Origin of the sequence: Nitratidesulfovibrio sp. 1201_IL3209, from assembly GCF_036763125.1 — a bacterium.
Lineage (GTDB): Bacteria > Desulfobacterota > Desulfovibrionia > Desulfovibrionales > Desulfovibrionaceae > Cupidesulfovibrio.
Window position 1 is genome coordinate 35,137 of the sequence record NZ_JBAIYT010000026.1, and the last position, 20,637, is coordinate 55,773.

Here is a 20,637-nt window from a genome sequence, read left to right on the forward strand (position 1 = left end):
GAAAGGAGCATCCCATGCCTGAAGGAACGTTCTGCAACAGACGCCCGGTCAACACCGAAGAGGACCTCAAGGCCCTGCTCGGCGACAAGGGCGGCGCGCAATACTACAAGGAAATGACGGAGCTGGAGGTCGACGTCGAGGCGTTGAAGACCTCGCTGCAGAAGACCCTGCAATCGCGCACCAAGACGTGGCTGGAAATCTGTGCCCACTGCGGCATGTGCGCCGACAGCTGCTTCCTGTACCGGGTCAACGACCGCGACCCCAAGCAGGTGCCCGCCTACAAGATCCAGTCCACCCTCGGCGAGATCGTGCGCAGGAAGGGCGAGGTGGACACCGCGTTCATGATGCACGCCATGGAAGTGGCGTGGTCGCAGTGCACCTGCTGCAACCGCTGCGGCATGTACTGCCCCCACGGCATCGACATGGGCGTCATGTTCAGCTACCTGCGCGGCCTGCTCTTCTCGCAGGGCTTCGTGCCGTGGGAACTGAAGATCGGCTCCGGCATGCACCGCGTGTACGGGGCGCAGATGGACGTGACCACCGAAGACTGGGTGGAAACCTGCGAATGGATGGCCGAGGAACAGCAGGAGGAATGGCCGGGCCTGGAAATCCCCGTCGACAAGGAAGACGCGGACACCATGTACGTGCTGAACGCCCGCGAGCCCAAGCACTACCCCGAAGACCTGGCCGAGGCCGCCATCCTGTTCCACCTGGCGGGCGAGAACTGGACCGTGCCCAGCGAAGGCTGGGAACAGACCTCGCTGACCATGTTCGCCGGCGACTGGGCGGGCTGCAAGATGCAGGTGGAGCGGGTGTATTCGGCCGTGGACAAGCTGCGGCCCAAGCGCGTGGTGGGCACCGAGTGCGGCCACGCCCATCGCGCCACGGTCATCGAAGGCCCCTACTGGGCGGGCCGCCCCGACGGCCGGACCCCGGTGCCCTTCCTGCACTACGTGGAATGGGTGTCCGAAGCGCTGACCACCGGCAAGCTGAAGATCGACCCGGAAAAGCGCATCAAGGAACCCGTGACCTTGCAGGATTCCTGCAACTACGTGCGCAACCACGGCCTTGCCAAGCATACCCGCATCATCATGAGCTACATCGCGGAAGACTTCCACGAAATGGCGCCCAACCGCGAGCACAACTACTGCTGCGGCGGCGGGGGCGGGTTCAACGGCATCGGCCGCTACCGGCACCAGCGCAACGTGGCCCTGAAGACCAAGCGCGACCAGATCCTGGCCACCGGCTGCAAGCTGGTGGTGGCGCCCTGCCACAACTGCTGGGACGCCATCCGCGACCTTGAGGAAGAATACGAGATCGGCATCCGCTGGTCGTTCCTGAAGCCGCTGCTCATCAGCATGGTCATCGTGCCCGAGCACCTGAAGCCGCAGGAAGAAGACGAATAGAACGCGCCGGGGCGCGCGGGCCTTGCACGACAAGGCCCGCGCCCCGCACGCGACTGCATGGCCGCCGGCCGGGGAGAGCCACCCCCCGCCCGGCCCGCCGAACGCCGCCCGTCCACCCCAAGGTGCAACCGGCGGCCCCGGCCCGGCCCGCAAACGGAGGCCCGGAGCGACGCATGGCCAACGCCACCCAGGCCCGGAACACCCCGGCCCGGAACACTCTGGCTAAGTCCATCCTGGTGGTAGAGGACGACCCGGACATAGCCGCCTACCTCGTCTCGCTGTTCAGAACCAACGGTTACCGGGCCGACGCGGCCACCGAAGGCCCCGACGCCGTGGAAATGGCCCGCGCCCGGCGGCCCGACCTGGTCACCCTGGACCTGGAGATGCCCCGCCAGTGGGGACCGCGCGTGTACCGCGAACTGATGGACCTGCCCGGCGGCGCGCACATCCCCGTGGTGCTGGTGACCGGGCTTGGCGGGCTGCACCTGATGGTGCCCAACGCCGTGGGCACCGTGGACAAGCCGTTCGACCCGGACCTGATGCTGGGCATCGTGCGGCGGGCCCTCGGCGAGTGATCGGACGAATGACGGGACGAATGACGGGACGAACGGCCACGGCAACGGAACGCAACGCGACCCGGCGGAAGGGCACCGCCGCAAACCACACCCTACGCGCATGAAACTGACCACCCGCAGCCGTTACGGCACCCGCATGCTGCTCGACATCGCCATGCACGGCACGGAAGCCCCCGTGTCCATCCGCGACATTGCCAAGCGGCAGGGCATTTCCGTCAAGTACCTGGAAAAGCTCATCCGGGTGCTGCGCAAGGCCGGCTACATCCGCAGCACGCTGGGGGCGCACGGCGGCTACCAGCTTACCCAGCCCGCCTCGGAGATTCCCGTGGGCGACGTGGTCTTCGCGCTGGAGGAATCGCTGGCCCCCTACACCTGCGACGAGGAAAACCCCTGCTGCCCGCGCATGGCCGTGTGCCTGACGCGCACCATCTGGGACGAGGCCTCGCGCGCCATGTACAAGAAGCTCAACAGCTTCACCCTGGCCGACCTGATGCGCGACGCCAGCCTCTGCCCCAAGAACGCCTGCCACATCTCGCCCCACGCCCAGGACTGAGCCGGGGCGGCCGTTCCTCCCCCCTCTCCCCCCTGGCACGGACGGTCCGCGCCCGCTTTCCCCGCCTGCAGTGACCCCTCGCTTCCATCGCGGCAAAATCACCCTTCCTTTTTCCGGGCATTCCACGCTACATTGCGCGGGTTATCCGCGACGTTCGCGCGCACGGCGCGCACGGCGCGGGAACGACGACAGCGCGCCGCCCGGAGGCCACATGCGAGCTCTCATTGTCGAAGACGACACCCTCAGCGCCCGCGTCCTGAACCTGACGCTGGGCCAGCATTTCGAAGCCGTCGTCGCCGACGACGCGGAACGCGCGTTCGCGGCCTACCTGCGGGCGCTGGAAGACGGCAATACCTTCGACGTGGTGCTGCTGGACCTGATGCTGCCCGGCGAGAGCGGCCTGACCGTGCTGGAGCGCATCCGCGCCGTGGAAACGGAACGCGGCCTGCCCCGCGTGCCCGTGCTGGTCACCACCGCCGTCACCGACATCAATATCGCCCTGCGCGCCTTCGAGCAGGGGCACATCTCCGCCTACCTGGTGAAACCGCTGGACTTCGACCGCCTGCTGGCCGAACTGCGCACCCTGGGGCTGATCGCCGCCGAGTAGGGGCCATCCGCAGTCACAGGGATGCGGCTTCCGGCGGCGGAAGCGGCATGAGCGCTCCGGCCACCGGGTGCGCCTTTTTGCGTCAGGCGTCGGTGGGCGTCGTCTTGCGCCGCAGGTAACACCACTTGCCGATGCCGAAAAGGCTGATGGCCAGCCAGAACACTTCCACCAGAAACGCCGAAAGGTTGAAGTCCACAAGCAGGGAGATGCCGATGAGCGTGGAGGCGGCGGCGTTGGAAAGGGAATAGAGCACCGACCGGCTTTCGATCTTGTTCAGGAGCAGCAGAAAGTAGGTGCCCAGCAGCAGAAACAGCCCGATGTTGCCGATGAAATCGTAGATGGTGTAGGTCATTGTCTTCGTCTCTGTCTGCGGGATTGCCCGTTTTTTGGGACAAAAAGAGGGCACGCGCCACCCGACCGGTGTTTCGACATGAAGACCGGGTATCGACAGGATTCGCGCGTGCCCGTCATGCGGGGCCGTTGCAGACGGCCCCGCCCGCTTTTTGTGGAGGTATGCCGGTCTTCAGCCGCGAAGCGGCCGTTCCCTGTTATGGCGCCTCGGCCTTGACGGCTTCCAGGAATTCGGGATGCAGGAACTTCTCGGCCATTTCCAGCGTCACCGGGTTCTTGATGCGGCCCTGGTCCTGCAGGAACTTGGCGACGGCCACGATGTCCCTGGCCGTGCTGCCCTTTTTCGCCGAGGTGCCCAGGTAGGCGTCGCTCAACTGTTCGTCCAGCTTGACGAGCACGGTGCCGCGCATCATGCGCCTGGCGTCGTCAACCGAAATGCCGCCCAATTCCTCGGTGATGATCTCCGCCGACTTTTCGGGATCGGCTTCCCAGTACTCCATGGCGGCCAGTTCGCTCTTGATGAATTTCTTGACCAGTTCCGGGTACTTCTTGGCGAATTCCGGCTGTACGGAGATGAGATCCCAGGTCAGGTAGCCCTGCCGGGCCATGTCCGCGCTGGTAAGCAGGATCTTGCCGCCGTTGGCCACCACATGGCCCAGGGAGGGCTCCCAGATGTAGGCGGCGTCGATATCGCCCCGGATGAAGGGGGCCAGGGCTTCGCCTGGGGCCATGTCCATGAGCTTGACCTTGCCGATGTCCACGCCCGCGTCGATCATGGCCTGCATGATGAGGTAGTGGGTGGTGGACCCGAAGGGAGCCACGACGGTCTTGCCTTCCAGGTCCTTGAGGCTGTTGATGTTGCCGCGCACCACCAGGGCTTCCACGGCCCCCAGCACGTTGGCGTTCAGGATGCCCCAGTAGGTAAGGTTGCCGGAAATGCCGATGGCCACCGGCGGCAGGCCCACGTTGCCGAAGTCCAGGCTGCCCGACGCCATGGCCGTGTTGACGTCGCGGCCGGAATTGAAGCGGTACCACTCGATTTCGACGCCCATTTCCTTTTCGTGCAGCTTGAGATTCTTGGCTATGAGCTGGGCGTTCACCAGGGAAAGATAGCCGATGCGCACCTTCCTGGGTTTTTCCGCCGAAAGGGCGTACGCGGGGCCGATGAGCAGGGCAATTGCCAGCAACGCACATATGAGGCTGATTTTGCGCATGGTTTTCTCCTTTCCGCAAATTCAGGTCAGGCGTGGGCTTACGATGTCAGTTCATTTGCCGCGTCAATTGTACTTCCACTTCAAAAGCCGCCTGGCGGCGATCCTGAGGCAGGCGTCAAGGCCGATGCCGGTGGCGCCCATGGTGATGATGCCGACGAAGATGATGTCCGAGCGCATGAACTTGCTGGCGTCCCAGACCATCCAGCCTATGCCCTCGGTGGCCGCCACGATCTCGGCCGCCACCAGCACGGTGTAGGTGAAGCCGAGGCTGATGCGCATGGAGGTGATGATGGCCGGAGTGGTTGCGGGCAGAATGATCCTGTAGAAAACCTGGCGCGAATTGGCGCCGAGGGAACGCGCCGCCTGGATGACCGACGGGCTGATCTCCCTGACGCCTTCCACGGCGCCGATGGTCAGCGGGGGAATGGCCGCGAGGAACAGCAACAAGACCTTGGAAAGTTCACCGATGCCGAACCACAGGACCAGCAGCGTGTAATAGGCCAGCGGCGGGAGGGGGCGGTAGAATTCGATCAGATAGTCGAACACGGCCCGTACCTTGGAACTCAGGCCCATGGCCAGGCCCAGGGGGACGGCGAGGAAGCAGGCCACCACCCAGCCGAGCAGCACGCGGCCGAGGCTCACCAGGCAGTGGTACGCGAGCCCCTTGCCGTGATAGCCGGTGAAGATGGTTTCGTTGAAGCCCATCAGGACGTCATGGGGCGAGGGGATGAAGATCTTGGGTACGACCTGTCTGCGCGTCACCTCGAACCAGACCAGGAAGATGATGGCCAGGGTGGTGCAGGTGATCAGACTTTCAACCTTGGGCCGGTATCTGGAGAAAAACCCCTTGGGCTTTCCGGCGGAACCGGTGGGGGCCGTGCCTGGGGCGTGAGCCGGTTGCGCTATGGTCTGGGTCATGGGCCACCTCGTTGTCGCAGCCGGTCAGGACGCGGCGATGCAACGCCGCTCTGCCGGGGCTTATGTTCTGGTTGACGGTATGTGCTCGAACGCCTTGAGCGCCTCGCTTTCCATGATGGCGAACGCCTCGGTCTGGATGTTCGCGAACTCCTGCGAAGCCTGATGCTCCAGAAGGCGCGGACGCCTGATGGCGACCGGCATCCGCTTCTTGATGGTCGCCGGCATGGTGGAGAGCAGGTACACGGTGTCGCTCATGAACACGGCCTCGTCCAATTCCGAGGTGATGAGCAGCATGGTTATGCCCGTGCTTTCGAACACGCGCAGGAAATACTCCTGCATCATCGCCCTGGTCATGGCGTCGAGGCCGCGAAACGGTTCGTCCATGAGCAGTATCCGCGGGTCGTTGATCAGGGCGCGGATAAGCTCCGCCCTGCGCTGCATGCCGCCAGAGAGCTGCCCCGGATACTTGCCCTCGAAGCCTTCCAGGCCGGTCAGGGCAATAAGCTCCCGCGCCTTTTCCGCCGCGGCCTTCATGTCCTTGCCCTGGATTTTCGGCCCGAAGAGGGTGTTTTCCCAAAGGGTCATCCACTGGAACAGCGTGTTTTCCTGAAACACGGCAAGCCGGTCGGGGCTGGGGCCGGTGACGGGCCTGCCCATGAAGGTGCAACTGCCGCTGTCCGGCATGAGGTAGCCGGCGAGGATGGACATGATGGTGGTCTTGCCGCATCCGGAAGGGCCGCAAATGCAGGAAAAGGATCCTTCCTCTATGGCGAGCGAGATGTTGTCGAGAATCTGCTTGTTCCCGAAGGAGACGCAGACGTTTTCCATCCGCATTGCGTCAGCCATGGTCTGTCTCCGGTATGTTGCGTAACCGGCTACGCGCCTTCGCGCTCACCGCGTTCAAAGGATTTTTTCGCCTCTTCGTGCACGGCTTCCAGAGTCGCCCGTTTGTATTCCAGGAATTCGGGCGTCTTTTTGATGGTGAAGTCGCGTGGCCGGGGCAGGTCCACATTGATCCAGGTCTTGAACTTGCCCGGCCGCGTGGTCATGATGCCCACCCGGTCCGACAGGTAGATGGCCTCGTCCAGGTCATGGGTGATGAACATGACCGTCTTGTGCACCCGGTCGAAGACGTCGAGAAGGAACTTGTGCATGACGGCCTTGGTGATGGCGTCCATGGCCCGGTACGGCTCGTCCAGAAGCAGTGTCTTGGGTTCGTTGATCAGCGCCCGGAGAATTTCCACCCGCCGCTTCATGCCGGAAGAAATGCGGATGGGATATTCGTTTTCGTACCCGGCAAGCCCCGCGCCCCGGATGAGGTCCAGCGCCTTGGCCCTGGCGTCCCTTGCCGTCATGGCCCCGGTGCTCACGGGGCCGAAAACGATGTTTTCCAGCACCGTCATCCAGTCGAAGAGCGCCCCGGCCTGAAAGACCACCACCCTGTCCGGCCCCGGCACGGGCACCTTGCCGGGAGCGGCGATGACCTTGCCGTCCATCAGGATTTCTCCCGCCGTGGTGTTCTCGAAACCGGCGGTCATGTTCAGGAGGGTGGTCTTGCCGCAGCCCGAAGGGCCGACAATGGCCACGAATTCGCCGGCCTTGATCTCGAAGCTGCAATCGTCCACCGCGCAGACGTTGGCCCCGCCGGGATCGTAGATCTTTACGGCGTTGACGACCTTGAGATGGCCTTCCTGGGTTTGCATGCGATGTTCCCCCTAATTCCCCGCGCGCCCGCCGTGTGGCGCGGCAGAGCGCGCGGGGAGCCCGTATTCTTTTGAATGACTGCCTGGGGCGGCCTTGAACCCGTTCCCTACTTGAGCTTCTTCGGCTTGAGCCTGTAGGGATACAGTTCTTCGTAGTAGGGCAGGCAGTGCTCGTAGAGCATCTTGAGCATGGGCAGGTCTTCGAAGAGGGCGTTCACGACCTTTTCGTCGTACATGAAGGCTTCGACATTCTTCTGCACGCCCGTGCTCTGGCTTACGTCGCCGTAGAAGCCCTCGCAGTGGTTGTACTCGGGCCGCCATTCCGGCGCCCACTTCATGCTTTCGGGCTTGTAGTCCACGCCGACGGCGTCGCACCAGGCGGCCATGATGCCTTCGGGATCGTTCTGGAAGTCGTCGCCGTCGATGACCAGGGGGGTCTTGCCGCCGTCAAGGGCGTGCAGGCCGAGTTCGGTCAGGCGGTGGAACATCCTGGACGAGGCCACCGGGCCGATGTCCTCGATGCGCAGCGCCCGCTGGGAGCCGATGACCTTCCAGAAGGACAGGATCACGTACTTGGGGTTGCGGATCTGGAACGTGTGCGTGACGCGGTGCATGAACTCGTCGTCGTTGATGTAATGATCGATGGCGTGGTAGGTGCACTCCTTCACGAACGTCGGCTTGGTTTCCGCGATCTGGTAGACCTTCGCCTTGATGCCCTCGTAGTCCACGGGCCAGCCCGCATAGTCCTGGTGGGACTGGACGCCCTTTTCGTTGCGTTCCCTCCAGTAAAGAGGAAGCGTGGGCTCGAAGATGGTGTTGAAGTCTCCCCTGTTGGTGATCGCTCTCATAAACACCGTTGTCAGGGAACGCGGATACATCCAGTTATAGATTATCCTGTTCATGCTGCTCTCCTGTGTAAGGTTGTTGCAAAATGACGTGCCAAACCTTTCCGATGCGTTACCGGAGGGAGAGCAAGGCGTATGCCAAGGGGGCAAAGGACTGGGGTGAACTTTTTTTCTTGAATTTCCGGATTGTTGTCACGACGGGAAACCGCATTGGCAAACCTGTTGCGAGCTGTGCCCTGTAGCATGCTACACCTTTGCCTGCCACAGAGGCGTAGCATGCTACAGTTGCTCGACGGGGCGCTCGACAGCGAACTCCTGCATCCTGCGGTACAGGGTCCAGCGGCTGGTGCCGAGAAGACGGGCGGCCCTGGACACATTCCAGCCGCTTTTGGCGAGGGCGTTGACGATGCTCGCCCGGTCTTCCGCGGCCCTGCCCGCCAACGGGCCGGGCCGTCTGCGCTGGGCGTGTTCCCTGATTTCGGCCGGGATGTGCGCAAGGCCGATGATTCTGTCCTGGCACACCACGAACGCATGTTCGATGGCGTGTTCCAGCTCGCGCACGTTGCCGGGCCAGTCGTACTCGTGCAGCACCCGTAAGACCTCCGGAGACACGCCGTCGATGGCTTTCCGGTAGCTTGCGGAAAACAGCATGCAGAAGTGGTCCACCAGGGCGGGGATATCTTCCTTCCTGTGCCGCAAGGGCGGCACGTCCACATTGACCACGTTGAGCCGGTAAAACAGATCCTCGCGGAACTGCCCCGCGGCAATGGCCTTTTTCAGGTCCTTGTTGGTGGAGGCGATGACCCGCACGTTGACCTTGCGCGGCTTGTGCTCGCCCACCCGTTCAAATTCCCTCTCTTGCAGCACCCTGAGCAGCTTGAGCTGGATCTTCGCGGAAATATCGCCGATTTCATCGAGCAGGATGGTGCCGCCGTCCGCCGCTTCAAACCGACCCTTGCTTTCTTTTTCCGCGCCGGTGAACGCGCCTTTGGCGTGGCCGAAAAGCTCGCTTTCCAGCAGCGTTTCCGCCAGGGCGCCGCAGTTGACCTTGATGAACGGCTTGTCCGCGCGCTGGCCCCCGTAATGCAGGGCATGGGCGATCTTCTCCTTGCCCGTGCCGGATTCGCCGGAGATGAGCACCGTGGCGTTGACATCCACCAGGGACCGGAGCAGACGGTAAAGCTCCTGCATCTTTTCGCTTTTCCCCACGATGCCCTGATAGTACTGCCGGTCCCGGAGCACCGTCTCGAGGCGCGTCAGGCGGGTGATGTCCCGGATCACCAGCACCGCCCCCACAAAGTTGCTGTTGCCGCTGACAAGGGGCGAGCAGTTCACCGTGGCGATCTTGCCCTCGGTGGCGTCCGGGCAGCAGAGTATCTGCTGGTCGTGAACCAGGTATTTTTCTTTCAGCGTTTTTTGCAGGGCTTCAATGCATCTGCCGGAACAGGAACCGATGCACTCGGCAAAATGTCTGCCCTGTGCATCGGCAATGCCGCAAATGCGTCCCGCAGCCTTGTTGGATTCCAGGATGCGCAAAGAGGGGTCAACGGTTATGATGGCGTCCTGCACGCTTGAAAAGATCGACGCAAGAATATTGCGGTGTTCTTCAAGTTTTTCTTCGTATTTTTTGTTTTCAATGGTGCGGACGATAATCTGGGCGGCTGTCGTCAGGATATACAAGTCCTCGTTTTGCCAGGCACGGTGATAGCGATGCTCGTCAAAGCCCACGAAACCGTACAGTTCCCCCTTGATGAACAAGGGTACGTTGAGCGTGGATTTTATGCCTTCCTGTAAAAGATGCTTCCTGTAGCAGGGACCGGGCATTTCACGAATATCGCGGTAGTTGATGATGTTGCCGGTTTCAAGCTGCCGCGTGGCCCAGGGGATGGAGAGGACGAAGCCGTCTTTCTTCCGTTCCCCGGCCGCATCCGGCTCATCCCATCCGCACAGGCAGCGGAACACGTCGTCAGGGGCGTTGTACTGAAAGACAAACACCCGGCTTACGTTCAGAATTTCCCCCATCTTGCGGATGGAGTTCATGAGAAAGTCCTTGATATCGTGCACCAGTACGGCGTCCTCCGATATCTCGGCCAGCATCTTTTCATAGGCTATGCGCTTTTCCAGAACTTCAAGGGGCAGCATACTTCACCTCGCTTGACGACAATGTCCGGCAGGGCGGCAAACGCCATCGACAGGGCAACGCCGGGGGCGCGGAACCCTGACGGCCCCCCGGCTCCCAGGCCCCCGGACCCCCTAACCCAAGGATAACTCACCTTGGGAAAGAGCAAGTTCCGTACCCGTGTCCGGGCCGGAACGCGTCACGCGCCTCCCGCACCTCCCGCCTATGTACCGGGCGCAACCCGCCCGCGCCCCACGGTCTCCCTCCGCCTTGACTTCCTCTTTCATCCGAATGTCTTGAATTCCTTTTGATATCATCATGATATCGAAGATATGCACACCATTGCGCACACTGCGTGCACAAGGCGGCCGCGCGCGTCCCCCATGCGCCTTTCCAAAAGTCATGACCTGTGCCGGGCGCACATGTCACGTGTAAAAAATCTCGTTTCTTTCAAAGGTAGTAAAAAAGAAATACACATTTTCCACAGGGGCGCGGCGCACCTCGCCGGCCACCCGCCCGGCATGCGCCGGGCATGCTCCGGGCATGCTCCGGGTTGACGCCCGGCGGACCGGGGAGCATGAGGGCGAAAACATCGGAGGGTTCCCATGCACGGCGTGCACGACATCTGGCTGTTCGTGGCCTCGGGCCTGCTGCTGAACGTCACCCCCGGCCCGGACATGCTGTACATCATCGCCCGGTCTACCACATGCGGCAGGCGCGGCCTGCGCGCGGGGGTGGCGGCGGCGCTCGGCATCGGCGCGGGCTGCTCGGTGCACATCGCGGCGGCGGCCTTGGGCCTGTCCGCCGTGCTGGCCACCTCGGCCACGGCCTTCACCGTGGTGAAGCTGCTGGGCGCGGCCTACCTGCTGTACATGGGGGCCACCCTGCTGCTGGCCCGCAGGAAACCGGGGGACGCGGCCGGGGCACCCGGCCGGAGCGCGCGCGACGGGGACGCGCCCGGCCACGGCGCACACGGCAACGACCCCGCGCGGCAGGCCAGCCTGCGGGCGGTGTTCGCGCAGGGATTTCTGACCAACGCCCTGAACCCCAAGGTGGCGCTGTTCTTCCTGGCCTTCCTGCCGCAGTTCGTGGACGGCGGGGCCGGCGGAACAGGGGCGGGCGCGATGCCGTCCGCCTCCATGGCCGGGGCCTTCCTGCTGCTGGGGTGCATCTTCACCGTCAACGGCACGCTGGTGAACCTGCTGGTGGCCTGGGGCGCGGCCCGGCTGGGCAGCCTCTTCCAGGCCGGGGCGCATGCGGGACGGTTCGCGCGCTGGGGCGACCGCTGCCTTGGCGCGCTGTTCCTGTTCCTGGGCATCCGGCTGGCGCTGGCCGAACGGGGCTGATCCGCCATCCGCCTGGCAGTCTGCGTCGCCCGGCCTCGGCCGCGCACGCGACATCTCCTTGCAGCCAACGCACGACGGCCCGCGTACCCGATCTTCCGGGTACGCGGGCCGTCGTGCCACCAGGCAACGCCCATCAAAATCCTTCACGATCCGGCGGACAATCCCGCCGGGCCTCCGCGACGTCCCCTCCTTGCCGTCAGACCGGCAGGCCCAGCCACGACAACACGGCCAGCACCACCGCCGCGCACGCCCCGGCCACCACGTCGTCGATCATGATGCCCGGACCGCCGTCCAGCCACGATTCCGAGGCGCCCACCGGGCCGGGCTTCAGGATGTCGAACACCCGGAACAGCACGAAGGCGGCCAGCACGCCCAACGGCGACAGCGTGGCGAAAGGCAGCATGGCCGTCCACTGCCCGGCCACCTCGTCGATGACCACGCTGCCGGGGTCGCACCGGCCCAGCACCCGCGCCGCGCGCCCGGCCGCCCAGGCACCGCCGCAGAACACCACCAGCAGCACCGCCACGCGCCAGCCCAACGGCAGGGGCAGGAACAGCCACGGCGCCAGCAGGGCCGCCACGGCGGACCCCACGGTGCCGGGAGCCACGGGGCTGCGTCCGGCGTACCATACACGGGCCACTTCCAGCGCCAGCCGGTCCAGACCTTGTGGGCTCTGCGGCGGGACGCAACGCTCCGGCCCATTGTCGCGCATCGTGTTCATGCCTGTGCTCCGTATCCCGCCTATCCGTCTGTTGGTTGCTGGACCGCCGGTTCGATGACCCCGTGACGCAGCAGCAGCCGGACCAGTTCCGCCACGGGCAGCCCCACCACGTTGCTCCACGAACCGTCGATGGATTCCACCAGAAACGCGCCCACGCCCTGGATGCCGTAGGCCCCGGCCTTGTCGTCGGGCTCGCCCGTGGCGGCATAGGCGGCCAGCGCGGCAGGGGGCGCGTTCCACATGGTCACGCGGGTGGCGGCGTGGAAGGTTTCGCGGGCGCCGTCCGGCAGGGCCACGCAGCAGGCGCTGACCACCTCGTGGGTGTGCCCGGCCAGGCGGGCGAGCATGCGCAGCGCATCGGCGCGGTCCACAGGCTTGCCCATGATCTCTCCGTGCAGGGCCACCACCGTGTCCGCCGCGATGACAACGGAACCGGGGCACCCGGCGCGTGACGCGGCCACCGAGGCGGCCTTGGCCGTCGCCGCGCGGCGGGCGTAGTCCGCCGGGGGCTCGCCGGGACGGGGATCGGGCTCGGCCGCGCCGTTGCCATGCACCTCGAACGACAGCCCGAGGGAGTGCAGGAATTCGCGGCGGCGGGGCGAGCCGGAGGCCAGCAGCACGGGCAGCAGCGCCCGGAAAGGGCCTGCGGGGGAGGGGGAGGCGGAGGTGGCGGCGGAATCCGCCGGGCAGCCTTGCGGCATCGTGAAAGCATCGGTCATGCGGTCATGGCTCCGGGAAAAAATGCGACGCGGCGCGTTTCGCGTGTCATGCCCCATGGCGAGGCCGGGCGCAAGCACGCCATCCCCCACAGCCGTATCCCATGCATGTGCCCACTCCACCATGCCACAGTGCATCCATATCCCCCCATGGGCATGCGAAACACCCAATGCACACCGGGGGATATCCCTACCTGCTCCAAAAGAATGCAGTCGCACCCCAACATCACCTAATGTTCCGACGCCAGCCGCCGATAGGAGGGGTGAGTGCATGGGCGGGTCTTCCCTCGCCGCATTGGCCGAAAATTTTTTTCGGAAAAAATGCGTCCGCCCCCCTAAAGTTTCCCCCTAGGGCAGCCGATAGGCGATACGAGGGGAGACTACCGTGACCACGAACTCGTTTTACCTTCGCAACATGCTGCTGCACTATGACAAGCAGCTTGTGACCGCGCGCAGGCTGGCCCGCTACCGGCAGGCCATGCGACTGGCGGCGGGCGAGGAGGAAAGCGCCATTCCTCCAGAGGTGAAGCGCAGGTTCATGGTGGAACGCGTGGCTCGCGAGATCATGGAGAATCTTCTGCTTGCGGGAAGCGACAACCCCGTCGTACGAGAGATTCGGCAGAAGCTGGAACAGGAACTGGGAGAAACGCTCACCTTCACGTATCCTCCGACGCAGCTGGACATCCAGGTGTTTCGCACCGGACCGGACGGCCCCGTCGAGGTAGCGCCAGCGGAGAAGGCGAGAATCCTGGACCGGCTATGGCACATCGCTCTCGAAACGGTGGACGAAACCATGCTCTAGGCGGTTCGAGTTCCGGTAAACGGTATGCTCCCCCGGGGAGGTAACCATGGAAATCAAGAATTATCTCAAGAACCTGGATCCGTACAGGACCAAGCTGGAACAGTCCGAGCTTCAGCCCAGGCGCACCGCCGCGCGCAAGGAAAGCGACGCCGCGTCTTCCCCCCAGGGAGACCGGGTGAGCCTTTCCGACGAGGCCAAGCTGCGCACCGAGGCGTATTCCGCCGCCCTTGCCGCGCCCGACGTGCGGCAGGAAAAGGTGGACGCGCTGAAGAGCAAGGTGGAATCCGGCGAATACCAGGTGGACTCGCGCGCCGTGGCCGAAAAGCTGCTCAAGGAAGAGCAGGACCTGTTCGGCTAGCGATTGCGGGCGCCCCTGCCCCCCCCGTTTCTGCCCCGCGTTTCGCGGGGCGCGGTCGGCGCTGGCCGATTGCCGGCGAATTGCGGGGCAGGGATGCATGCGCCCGTGGCGCGTCCGGCCTTTCGGCCGTGCGATGCTGCACGGCCTTTGCATGCAACGGCAAGGCGGAACCCTCCGAAGACGGTTCCGCCTTGCCGCGTCGTGCGTCCGTACAGGGCCTGCGCGGTGTTGCGCCGCGCAGGCCCTGTTTCATGCGCCGCCATGTTCGTCGGCCCGGCGCTACCCGCCTTCCTTCAACAGACGCCGCACGGCGGCGGCATCGGGCAGGTCCAGCGCCCGTTCCGCAAGCCTGGCGCAGGCCGCCATGTCGCAGCCGCGCACCACGTCCTTGGCCCGCGGAATGGCCGGGCCGTTCATGCTCAGTTCATCCAGTCCCAAGCCCACCAGCAGCGGGATGGCCTCGGCGCTGCCCGCCAGTTCGCCGCACATGGCCACGGGTATGCCCGCCGCATTGCCCGCCGCAACGGTGTCGCGCACCATGCGCAGCACGGCCGGGTGCAGCGCGTCCGACAGGTCGGCCACGGCGGCGTTGCCCCGGTCGGCGGCCATGACGTACTGGGCCAGGTCGTTGGTGCCGATACTGAAGAAGGCCGCCTCGCGCGCCAGTTGATCGGCCAGGGCCACGGCGGCGGGCACCTCGACCATGATGCCCACCTCCACCGGGCCGTGGGGCAGCCCTTCGGCGTTCAGCGCGTGGCGGGCCTCGTCCAGCAGGGCCTTTGCGGCGGCCAGTTCGCCGGGGTGGGCCACCATGGGGAACATGACCCGCAGGGGATGCTCGGCGGCGGCGCGCAGCAGGGCGCGCAACTGGGTCAGGAACAGTTCGCGCCGGGCCAGGCAGAAGCGGATGCCGCGCACGCCCAGGAAGGGGTTGTCCTCTCCCGCCGCGAAGTCGCCCAGATACGGCACCGGCTTGTCGCCGCCGATGTCCAGGGTGCGCACCACCACCGGCAGGCCGGGCATGGCGGCGGCCGCGGCGGCGTAGGCGGCGCGCTGCTCCTCCTCGTCCGGGGCGGTGGCCCGGTCCAGGAACAGGAACTCGGTGCGGAACAGGCCCACGCCCTCCGCGCCGCTCTGCAGGGCGACGGGTGCGTCGGCCGGGGCGCCGATGTTGGCGTGCACGTGCACCTGGCGGCCGTCGGTGGTCACGGCGGGCCGGGAGGCCCCGGCCAGTGCGGCCTGCCGGGCGGCCAGCCATGCGGCCCGGCGGGATTCGATGGATGCCAGCACGCCGGGGGCGGGGGATATCCAGATCTCGCCGGTGGCGCCGTCGAGGCCCACGGTGATCCCGTCGGCCACGTTGGCGGCCAGCGCGCCAGCGCCCACCACGGCCGGAATGCCCATGGACCGGGCCAGGATGGCCGCGTGCGAGGTGGCCCCGCCCTGCATGGTCACGATGCCCAGCACCAGCGCGGGGTCCAGGTGGGCCATGTCCGAGGGGCCAAGGTCCGTGGCCAGCAGCACCGAGGGCCGGTCCAGGCGCGGGCCGGTGGGCGGCGCACCGGTGAGCAGGCGCAGCACGCGCGCGCCCACGTCCACCAGGTCGGCGGCGCGTTCGCGCATGTAGCCTTCCGGCAGTTGCCGGAAACTTTCCGCCGCCTCGTCGATCACTACGTACCAGGCCGCCTCGGCGGGCTCGCGCCGCTCTGCGATGCGCTGGCGGGCGTCCCCGGCGATGGTGGCGTCGTCCAGCAGCAGGCGGTGCATGACGAAGATTTCCGCCTCCTGCCTGCCCGCCACGGCGGCGGTGCGCCGTTCCAGCGCGGCCAGTTCGCGGCGGGCCGCGTCCAGCGCGGCCTCCAGCCGGGCGGTTTCCTCTGCGGGAGTGCCCGCCGCGAGGTCCGGCGGGGGTGCGTCGAAGGCCGGATGATGCCACGCGACAGGCCCCACGGCGACGCCCGGCGAGGCGGGCACGCCGCCTTTTGCGGCGGGGGCGGCCGTGGCTCCGGCCTTCCCGCGCGCCGCCGTGCCCGGCATGCCCGTTACAGCGGACGAACCGGCCGCGTCGGGCGCATCGCCGAAGTTCTCCGCCGCAAGATCGGCCAGCGCCCTCAGGGCCTGCGCGGCGTCCGCCCCGGTGGCCCGGAAGGTTATGGTCTCGCCGCCCCGCACGGCCAGCGTGGCGATGCGGTTCACCGAGCGGGCGGACACCATCCGCTCGCCGCGCACCAGTTGCACGTCGGCCATGAACGGGCCAAGGGCGGTGACGATGCGTGCGGCGGGGCGGGCGTGCAGCCCCAGGCGGTTGGGCACCATCAGGGTCAGTTCATGGCTGGCTTCCGGGGCGGCTGTCGCCGCCGGGGGGGCCGCGTCATCCGCCTCACCCGCCTCACGGGGCGCGCCGGGCACGTCCCCGCCCGTCCCGCCGCTGTCTCGGGTCAGGGGGATGCCCTCTCGGGACAGGGGCATGCCCAGCAGTTCCGCCTTCACGGCCAGGGCGGACTGCGCCTCGCGCAGCACGGTGTCGAGGTCGGCCCCGATGGAGGCCTGCACGGCGGCGGCCATCACCCCTTCCACCAGCGGGGCCGGGCACAGCCGCACCTGCGCCGCCACCTCGGGCGGCAGCAGGTCCAGCGCGGTTTCCGCGCTCATCAGCGCGCTGCCGAGGTCCATCAGCACCAGCACGCCGTCGCCCTGCTGCACTTCCTCTATGGCGGCCATGACCCGCACGGGGTCGGTACCGATGGGGTGGTCCGGGTCGTCGATGCCGCCCGCCACGGCCAGCGGCACGCGGCCCTGCGTCATCTGTTCCGCCAGTTCCTTCACGCCCTGCCCCAGCACGGCGCTGTGCGTGACGACGACGATGCCGACCATGGGCTACCCCCGCACCACGTCGCGCAGGGCGCTCAACAGCAGCACCGTGGAGGTGGCGCCGGGGTCCTGGTGGCCGATGCTGCGCTCGCCAAGGTAGCTGGCGCGGCCCTTGCGGGCCTGCAACGGAATGGTGGCGCGCATGCCTTCTTCCGCCGCCGCAACGGCCGCGTCCAGCGCGGCGAGCAGGTCGCCGCCGCCCGCCACGGCATCGCGGTAGGCGTCGATGGCGGGCTTCCAGGCGTCGAACATGGTCTTGTCGTGCAGCACGGGCCGCCCGCGCGAGACCACGCCCTCCACCCCGGCGTCCAGCAGGGCCTGCACGTCGGGGGCGTCCAGCGCGTCCTTGCCCGCCACGGCAAGGCCCGCCTTCATGAAGAAGGTGCCGTACAGGGGGCCGCTGGCCCCGCCCACGCTGGACAGCAGCACCATGCCGGTATCCTTGAGGATGGCGCCGATGTCCTTGTCCGCGAAGGCGGGCAGCTTTTCCTGCACCTTGGTGAAGCCCCGGTCCATGTTGATGCCGTGATCGGCGTCGCCGATGGCGGCGTCGAGATCGGTGAGGTAGGTGCGGTTGTCGCGCATGATCTCGCCCAGCCTGGCGAGCCATGTGAGGATGTGGTCGCGGGTGATCTGCATGGGAGCGTCCTTGTGGGAAATATGGTGGACGAAGGCTGTGGTGAATCGGTGCGGTGGAGTGGACGGATTCCGGTCCGGCGGGCGACGTGCATGTCATCCGCCGGACCGGGATTCATGGTCGGAAAGGGAAGCTGCTCTGGTGCGGACTACGCGAGTTCTGCGATTGACTGGTGCGCGCCGCGCTTCAATGTGCGCTGCGCTACCGCAATCTGCGCGGGTTGTGAGGATTTTTGTTCGCTGCCAAGGAAGCAGGTATTTTTTATGAAGGGAGCGTACTCTTATTGTACGTGACCGGAATAAAAAATCTTGCTGACGCAGGCAGCGGACAAAAAGACCACAACCCGCCTAGCCCATGCGCAGGCCGGGGGTAATGGATTTAGCATCCCAGAACTTCAGGATTTCGTCGTCCGCCTTCAGCAGGGTGATGGAAAAGCCCTGCATTTCCAGGGAGGTGATGTACGGGCCGATCAGGTTGCGCACGATGGAGATGCCGCGCGCCGCGCACACTTCGGCCAGCTTGCGGTACACGGCGTACAGTTCGCTGACCGGGGTGCCGCCCATGCTGTTGACGAAGGCGATGACCTTGTCGCCCTTGGCGAAGGGCGCGTCGGTCAGGGTCTTGTCCACCCACTGGCCGCTGGCGCGGTCCAGTTCGCGCACGGTGCGGGTGTAGGCCGGGTCGTCGATGATGGCGGTGGCCATGATCTGCACCAGTTCGTCCACCGGCTTCATGGCGGCGCGCCGGGTGCCCGGCTCGCCGTGGATGCCGATGCCGATCTCGATCTCGTTCTCGGCCAGTTCGAAGGTGGGCTTGCCCGCGGCGGGCACGGTGCACGGGGTGAGCGCCATGCCCATGGAGCGGCCGTACTGGTTCACCTTGCGGCACAGGTCCGCGCACTTGTCGAGGTCGTAGCCGGCTTCCGCCGCCGCGCCCACGATCTTTTCCGCCAGCACGGTGGTGCCCACCCCGCGCCGTCCTGCCGTGTACAGGCTGTCCTTCACGGCCACGTCGTCGTCGATGAGGATGTTCTGCACCTTCAGCCCGTCGGCGTGGCACAGTTCTGCGGCGGTTTCGAAGTTCATCACGTCGCCGGTGTAGTTCTTGACGATGAACAACACGCCCGCGCCGCGATCCACGGCCTTTGCGCACTCGTACATCTGGTCGGGGGTGGGCGAGGTGAACACCTCGCCGGGGCAGGCGCCGTCCAGCATGCCGTGGCCGACGAAGCCGCCGTGCATGGGTTCGTGCCCGCTGCCGCCGCCCGAGACGATGGCCACCTTGCCCTGCGGTATTTCCTTGCGGCAGACGAAGTGCGGGTCGATGTTCACCCGCAGTTCCGGATGCGCCGCCGCCATGCCCTGCAACTGTTCGCGAACCACGTTTTCCACTGCATTGATCAATTTCTTCATGGTCATGCCTCGTGGGGTTTGCTCGTTAGGGACAGTCACGCCGGACAATACGCCATTTCCGAAGCGGTGGGAACGGGGCGGCGCGAAGAAGGTAGCGTCAGGGCATGGATGCAAAGACAGGGTGGGACCGTGTGGGGCGGGAGAAGCCTCAGAAAAGCAGGACAGGCCGGGGCGCGCGAACCATCTTGCCGGGTGCGGGCGGATTGGCTAGGTGAAGGATATGAACCGCGTACTCGACATCACGTGGCCGCCGGGCGACTACGAGACCACACGCGCCGCCGACGTGCGCGAGGCCGTCTTCTACCTGAAGAAATTCCGGCCCGATTTCGTGTGGTCCAGCCTGAAGACCTTTGAGAACACCCCCTGCACCCTGCCGCAGACCCAGACCATTTTGCAGGGGCAGAGCGTGGGCGGGGTGAGCCTGGAAGCGCTGGACCAGGTGCGGCGCATGGGCCGCGCGGTGGACGTGCTGCTGGGCATGCTGGGCGACGGCAGCTTCGCCATCACCCGCGAGGTGGCCTGCCGCCTGCACGCGGAAGTGGCGCGTGACGAGGCGCTGGAATGGGGCGTGTTCCGCGCCAGGCAGGTCTACGTGGGCGGCGTTGCCCATGTGCCCCCGCCGGCGGAAACACTGGCCCAGCGCTGGGACGACGGCGTGCGCGCGCTGCACGCGCTGACATCGCACAGCGAACGGGCGCTGGCCCTGTTCCTGTTCATGGCCCGCAGCCAGTTCTTCTACGACGGCAACAAGCGCACCGCCTGGCTGATGATGGCGGGCACGCTGGTGGCCAACGGCTACCTGGCCTTCGCCATCCCCGCCAACGACGCGGAGCGGTTCAACGAACGGCTGGCCGCGTTCTACGATTCCGGGGATGCGGGGGGGATAATGAGGCTACTAATGGGGTATGTGAGAAAACCACTCAACATGTAGAAAACAAAATACATATCATAATTATTACTAAAATTAGTTATCCTTAACTGGTGTCCATCCATTTTGATAAAAGCAGCTTTTAATCTCTTGCTCACGCGCATTCATATTGTCATCAACAGTCATAAATCTTGGCGGAACATACTGCCCACCTATCTGATAGCAGTTCACAGAATATCCATATCCCGTACATTGCGTTGTTGCAGGAGTAACGTACCCCTGCGATATCTGCACCTGACGTGTTATCACTGGAAACTTTGAACTCGCAGCGGACATACAGGAAGCCTTCATAGCTTCAAATTCATCCTCTGTAGCTCCATATTTCTGCCACTTAGTTGCACATCCAGCCAAAAAACACAGCCCCAAAAGTAAGCCGAATGTCACGATACGCTCTGCTCGAATGCGCATTGCACCCTCTCAATATTTTCAAGGCTCTAGACCATCAGGTCTTTGTTTTTTGCTACCAGCCGTTTCATTTCGGCAATGAGTTGGGGCAGGGGCTTGTTGTAGCGCCATTCACATTCTTTGAGGTGTAATTCGAAGTTCCTCTTCACC

General features: G+C 65.3%; 20 protein-coding genes and 1 pseudogene. 8 read left to right on the top strand and 13 right to left on the bottom strand.

Annotated features, from left to right (window positions below; translation table 11 throughout):
* Positions 1 to 14 precede the first annotated feature (14 nt).
* The 4 genes from hmcF to V6B97_RS12345 all read left to right on the top strand — a co-directional run bounded on the left by hmcF (position 15) and on the right by V6B97_RS12345 (position 3,141).
* Entirely contained in the window at positions 15 to 1,406 is a 1,392-nt protein-coding gene (gene hmcF, locus V6B97_RS12330) for a sulfate respiration complex iron-sulfur protein HmcF (protein ID WP_333506821.1), read from the top strand.
* A 218-nt stretch (positions 1,407 to 1,624) separates the two neighbouring features.
* Positions 1,625 to 1,981: a response regulator gene (locus tag V6B97_RS12335; protein ID WP_043609752.1), complete on the top strand. Its 357-nt coding sequence runs from the start codon at positions 1,625 to 1,627 to the stop codon at positions 1,979 to 1,981.
* Between the two features lie 100 nt (positions 1,982 to 2,081).
* Complete coding sequence (locus tag V6B97_RS12340; RefSeq protein ID WP_333506822.1) at positions 2,082 to 2,534, top strand: Rrf2 family transcriptional regulator; 453 nt, start codon at positions 2,082 to 2,084, stop codon at positions 2,532 to 2,534.
* 211 nt (positions 2,535 to 2,745) lie between these two features.
* Positions 2,746 to 3,141 (top strand): response regulator, encoded by a 396-nt coding sequence (locus V6B97_RS12345; RefSeq protein WP_333506823.1) that lies wholly within the window; start codon positions 2,746 to 2,748, stop codon positions 3,139 to 3,141.
* A gap of 82 nt (positions 3,142 to 3,223) precedes the next feature.
* Here the strand turns inward: V6B97_RS12345 and V6B97_RS12350 are convergent, their stop codons facing one another.
* The 7 genes from V6B97_RS12350 to V6B97_RS12380 all read right to left on the bottom strand — a co-directional run bounded on the left by V6B97_RS12350 (position 3,224) and on the right by V6B97_RS12380 (position 10,314).
* On the bottom strand, positions 3,224 to 3,493 hold the full coding sequence (locus V6B97_RS12350) for a CBU_0592 family membrane protein (RefSeq protein ID WP_333506824.1): 270 nt from the start codon (positions 3,491 to 3,493) through the stop codon (positions 3,224 to 3,226).
* Between the two features lie 196 nt (positions 3,494 to 3,689).
* On the bottom strand, positions 3,690 to 4,706 hold the full coding sequence (locus V6B97_RS12355; RefSeq protein WP_333506825.1) for an ABC transporter substrate-binding protein: 1,017 nt from the start codon (positions 4,704 to 4,706) through the stop codon (positions 3,690 to 3,692).
* A 63-nt stretch (positions 4,707 to 4,769) separates the two neighbouring features.
* Positions 4,770 to 5,624, bottom strand: coding sequence for an ABC transporter permease (locus V6B97_RS12360; protein WP_333506826.1), 855 nt, complete (start codon positions 5,622 to 5,624; stop codon positions 4,770 to 4,772).
* Between the two features lie 60 nt (positions 5,625 to 5,684).
* A complete protein-coding gene (locus V6B97_RS12365; RefSeq protein ID WP_333506827.1) occupies positions 5,685 to 6,470 on the bottom strand; it encodes an ABC transporter ATP-binding protein in 786 nt (261 codons plus the stop codon).
* A 29-nt stretch (positions 6,471 to 6,499) separates the two neighbouring features.
* A complete protein-coding gene (locus V6B97_RS12370) occupies positions 6,500 to 7,327 on the bottom strand; it encodes an ABC transporter ATP-binding protein (protein WP_333506828.1) in 828 nt (275 codons plus the stop codon).
* A gap of 107 nt (positions 7,328 to 7,434) precedes the next feature.
* Positions 7,435 to 8,229: a hypothetical protein gene (locus tag V6B97_RS12375; protein ID WP_333506829.1), complete on the bottom strand. Its 795-nt coding sequence runs from the start codon at positions 8,227 to 8,229 to the stop codon at positions 7,435 to 7,437.
* 222 nt (positions 8,230 to 8,451) lie between these two features.
* Entirely contained in the window at positions 8,452 to 10,314 is a 1,863-nt protein-coding gene (locus V6B97_RS12380; RefSeq protein ID WP_333506830.1) for a sigma 54-interacting transcriptional regulator, read from the bottom strand.
* 582 nt (positions 10,315 to 10,896) lie between these two features.
* Between V6B97_RS12380 and V6B97_RS12385 the strand changes: the two genes are divergently transcribed.
* A complete protein-coding gene (locus V6B97_RS12385) occupies positions 10,897 to 11,637 on the top strand; it encodes a LysE family translocator (RefSeq protein ID WP_333506831.1) in 741 nt (246 codons plus the stop codon).
* Positions 11,638 to 11,833: 196 nt separating this feature from the next.
* On the opposite strand, the gene V6B97_RS12390 is transcribed toward V6B97_RS12385, so the two are convergent.
* Both V6B97_RS12390 and V6B97_RS12395 read right to left on the bottom strand, forming a co-directional pair.
* A complete protein-coding gene (locus V6B97_RS12390) occupies positions 11,834 to 12,358 on the bottom strand; it encodes a phosphatidylglycerophosphatase A family protein (RefSeq protein ID WP_442935488.1) in 525 nt (174 codons plus the stop codon).
* Positions 12,359 to 12,378: 20 nt separating this feature from the next.
* On the bottom strand, positions 12,379 to 13,059 hold the full coding sequence (locus tag V6B97_RS12395) for a Maf family nucleotide pyrophosphatase (protein ID WP_333506839.1): 681 nt from the start codon (positions 13,057 to 13,059) through the stop codon (positions 12,379 to 12,381).
* A 400-nt stretch (positions 13,060 to 13,459) separates the two neighbouring features.
* On the opposite strand from V6B97_RS12395, the gene V6B97_RS12400 reads away from it, so the two are divergent.
* Both V6B97_RS12400 and flgM read left to right on the top strand, forming a co-directional pair.
* On the top strand, positions 13,460 to 13,876 hold the full coding sequence (locus V6B97_RS12400) for a DVU0524 family FlgM-associated protein (protein WP_333506832.1): 417 nt from the start codon (positions 13,460 to 13,462) through the stop codon (positions 13,874 to 13,876).
* 46 nt (positions 13,877 to 13,922) lie between these two features.
* A complete protein-coding gene (gene flgM, locus V6B97_RS12405; protein WP_333506833.1) occupies positions 13,923 to 14,234 on the top strand; it encodes a flagellar biosynthesis anti-sigma factor FlgM in 312 nt (103 codons plus the stop codon).
* A 279-nt stretch (positions 14,235 to 14,513) separates the two neighbouring features.
* On the opposite strand, the gene ptsP is transcribed toward flgM, so the two are convergent.
* From ptsP to dhaK, 3 genes are all read right to left on the bottom strand, one after another.
* Positions 14,514 to 17,108 carry a phosphoenolpyruvate--protein phosphotransferase gene (gene ptsP, locus V6B97_RS12410; RefSeq protein WP_333506834.1) on the bottom strand — a complete coding sequence of 865 codons (2,595 nt, stop codon included), beginning with the start codon at positions 17,106 to 17,108 and terminating at the stop codon, positions 14,514 to 14,516.
* Positions 17,109 to 17,111: 3 nt separating this feature from the next.
* A complete protein-coding gene (gene dhaL, locus V6B97_RS12415) occupies positions 17,112 to 17,744 on the bottom strand; it encodes a dihydroxyacetone kinase subunit DhaL (protein ID WP_333506835.1) in 633 nt (210 codons plus the stop codon).
* Positions 17,745 to 18,089: 345 nt separating this feature from the next.
* The gene (gene dhaK, locus V6B97_RS12420) at positions 18,090 to 19,154 is read right to left on the bottom strand and encodes a dihydroxyacetone kinase subunit DhaK (protein ID WP_333506836.1); all 1,065 of its coding nucleotides are present in this window, start codon (positions 19,152 to 19,154) and stop codon (positions 18,090 to 18,092) included.
* Positions 19,155 to 19,374: 220 nt separating this feature from the next.
* Between dhaK and V6B97_RS12425 the strand changes: the two genes are divergently transcribed.
* Positions 19,375 to 20,085: a Fic family protein gene (locus V6B97_RS12425; protein ID WP_333506837.1), complete on the top strand. Its 711-nt coding sequence runs from the start codon at positions 19,375 to 19,377 to the stop codon at positions 20,083 to 20,085.
* Between the two features lie 431 nt (positions 20,086 to 20,516).
* Here the strand turns inward: V6B97_RS12425 and V6B97_RS12430 are convergent.
* Positions 20,517 to 20,637: pseudogene (locus V6B97_RS12430) on the bottom strand (IS1595 family transposase); the annotation flags it as partial.

Coding starts and splice junctions, on each gene's coding strand:
- V6B97_RS12375 (WP_333506829.1), bottom strand. CDS start 8,229: ATGAACAGGATAATCTATAACTGGATGTATCCGCGTTCCCTGACAACG.
- V6B97_RS12345 (WP_333506823.1), top strand. CDS start 2,746: ATGCGAGCTCTCATTGTCGAAGACGACACCCTCAGCGCCCGCGTCCTG.
- dhaK (WP_333506836.1), bottom strand. CDS start 19,154: ATGAAGAAATTGATCAATGCAGTGGAAAACGTGGTTCGCGAACAGTTG.
- V6B97_RS12355 (WP_333506825.1), bottom strand. CDS start 4,706: ATGCGCAAAATCAGCCTCATATGTGCGTTGCTGGCAATTGCCCTGCTC.
- V6B97_RS12365 (WP_333506827.1), bottom strand. CDS start 6,470: ATGGCTGACGCAATGCGGATGGAAAACGTCTGCGTCTCCTTCGGGAAC.
- V6B97_RS12350 (WP_333506824.1), bottom strand. CDS start 3,493: ATGACCTACACCATCTACGATTTCATCGGCAACATCGGGCTGTTTCTG.
- V6B97_RS12380 (WP_333506830.1), bottom strand. CDS start 10,314: ATGCTGCCCCTTGAAGTTCTGGAAAAGCGCATAGCCTATGAAAAGATG.
- hmcF (WP_333506821.1), top strand. CDS start 15: ATGCCTGAAGGAACGTTCTGCAACAGACGCCCGGTCAACACCGAAGAG.
- V6B97_RS12370 (WP_333506828.1), bottom strand. CDS start 7,327: ATGCAAACCCAGGAAGGCCATCTCAAGGTCGTCAACGCCGTAAAGATC.
- V6B97_RS12390 (WP_442935488.1), bottom strand. CDS start 12,358: ATGAACACGATGCGCGACAATGGGCCGGAGCGTTGCGTCCCGCCGCAG.
- dhaL (WP_333506835.1), bottom strand. CDS start 17,744: ATGCAGATCACCCGCGACCACATCCTCACATGGCTCGCCAGGCTGGGC.
- V6B97_RS12425 (WP_333506837.1), top strand. CDS start 19,375: ATGAACCGCGTACTCGACATCACGTGGCCGCCGGGCGACTACGAGACC.
- flgM (WP_333506833.1), top strand. CDS start 13,923: ATGGAAATCAAGAATTATCTCAAGAACCTGGATCCGTACAGGACCAAG.
- V6B97_RS12340 (WP_333506822.1), top strand. CDS start 2,082: ATGAAACTGACCACCCGCAGCCGTTACGGCACCCGCATGCTGCTCGAC.
- V6B97_RS12385 (WP_333506831.1), top strand. CDS start 10,897: ATGCACGGCGTGCACGACATCTGGCTGTTCGTGGCCTCGGGCCTGCTG.
- ptsP (WP_333506834.1), bottom strand. CDS start 17,108: ATGGTCGGCATCGTCGTCGTCACGCACAGCGCCGTGCTGGGGCAGGGC.
- V6B97_RS12360 (WP_333506826.1), bottom strand. CDS start 5,624: ATGACCCAGACCATAGCGCAACCGGCTCACGCCCCAGGCACGGCCCCC.
- V6B97_RS12395 (WP_333506839.1), bottom strand. CDS start 13,059: ATGCCGCAAGGCTGCCCGGCGGATTCCGCCGCCACCTCCGCCTCCCCC.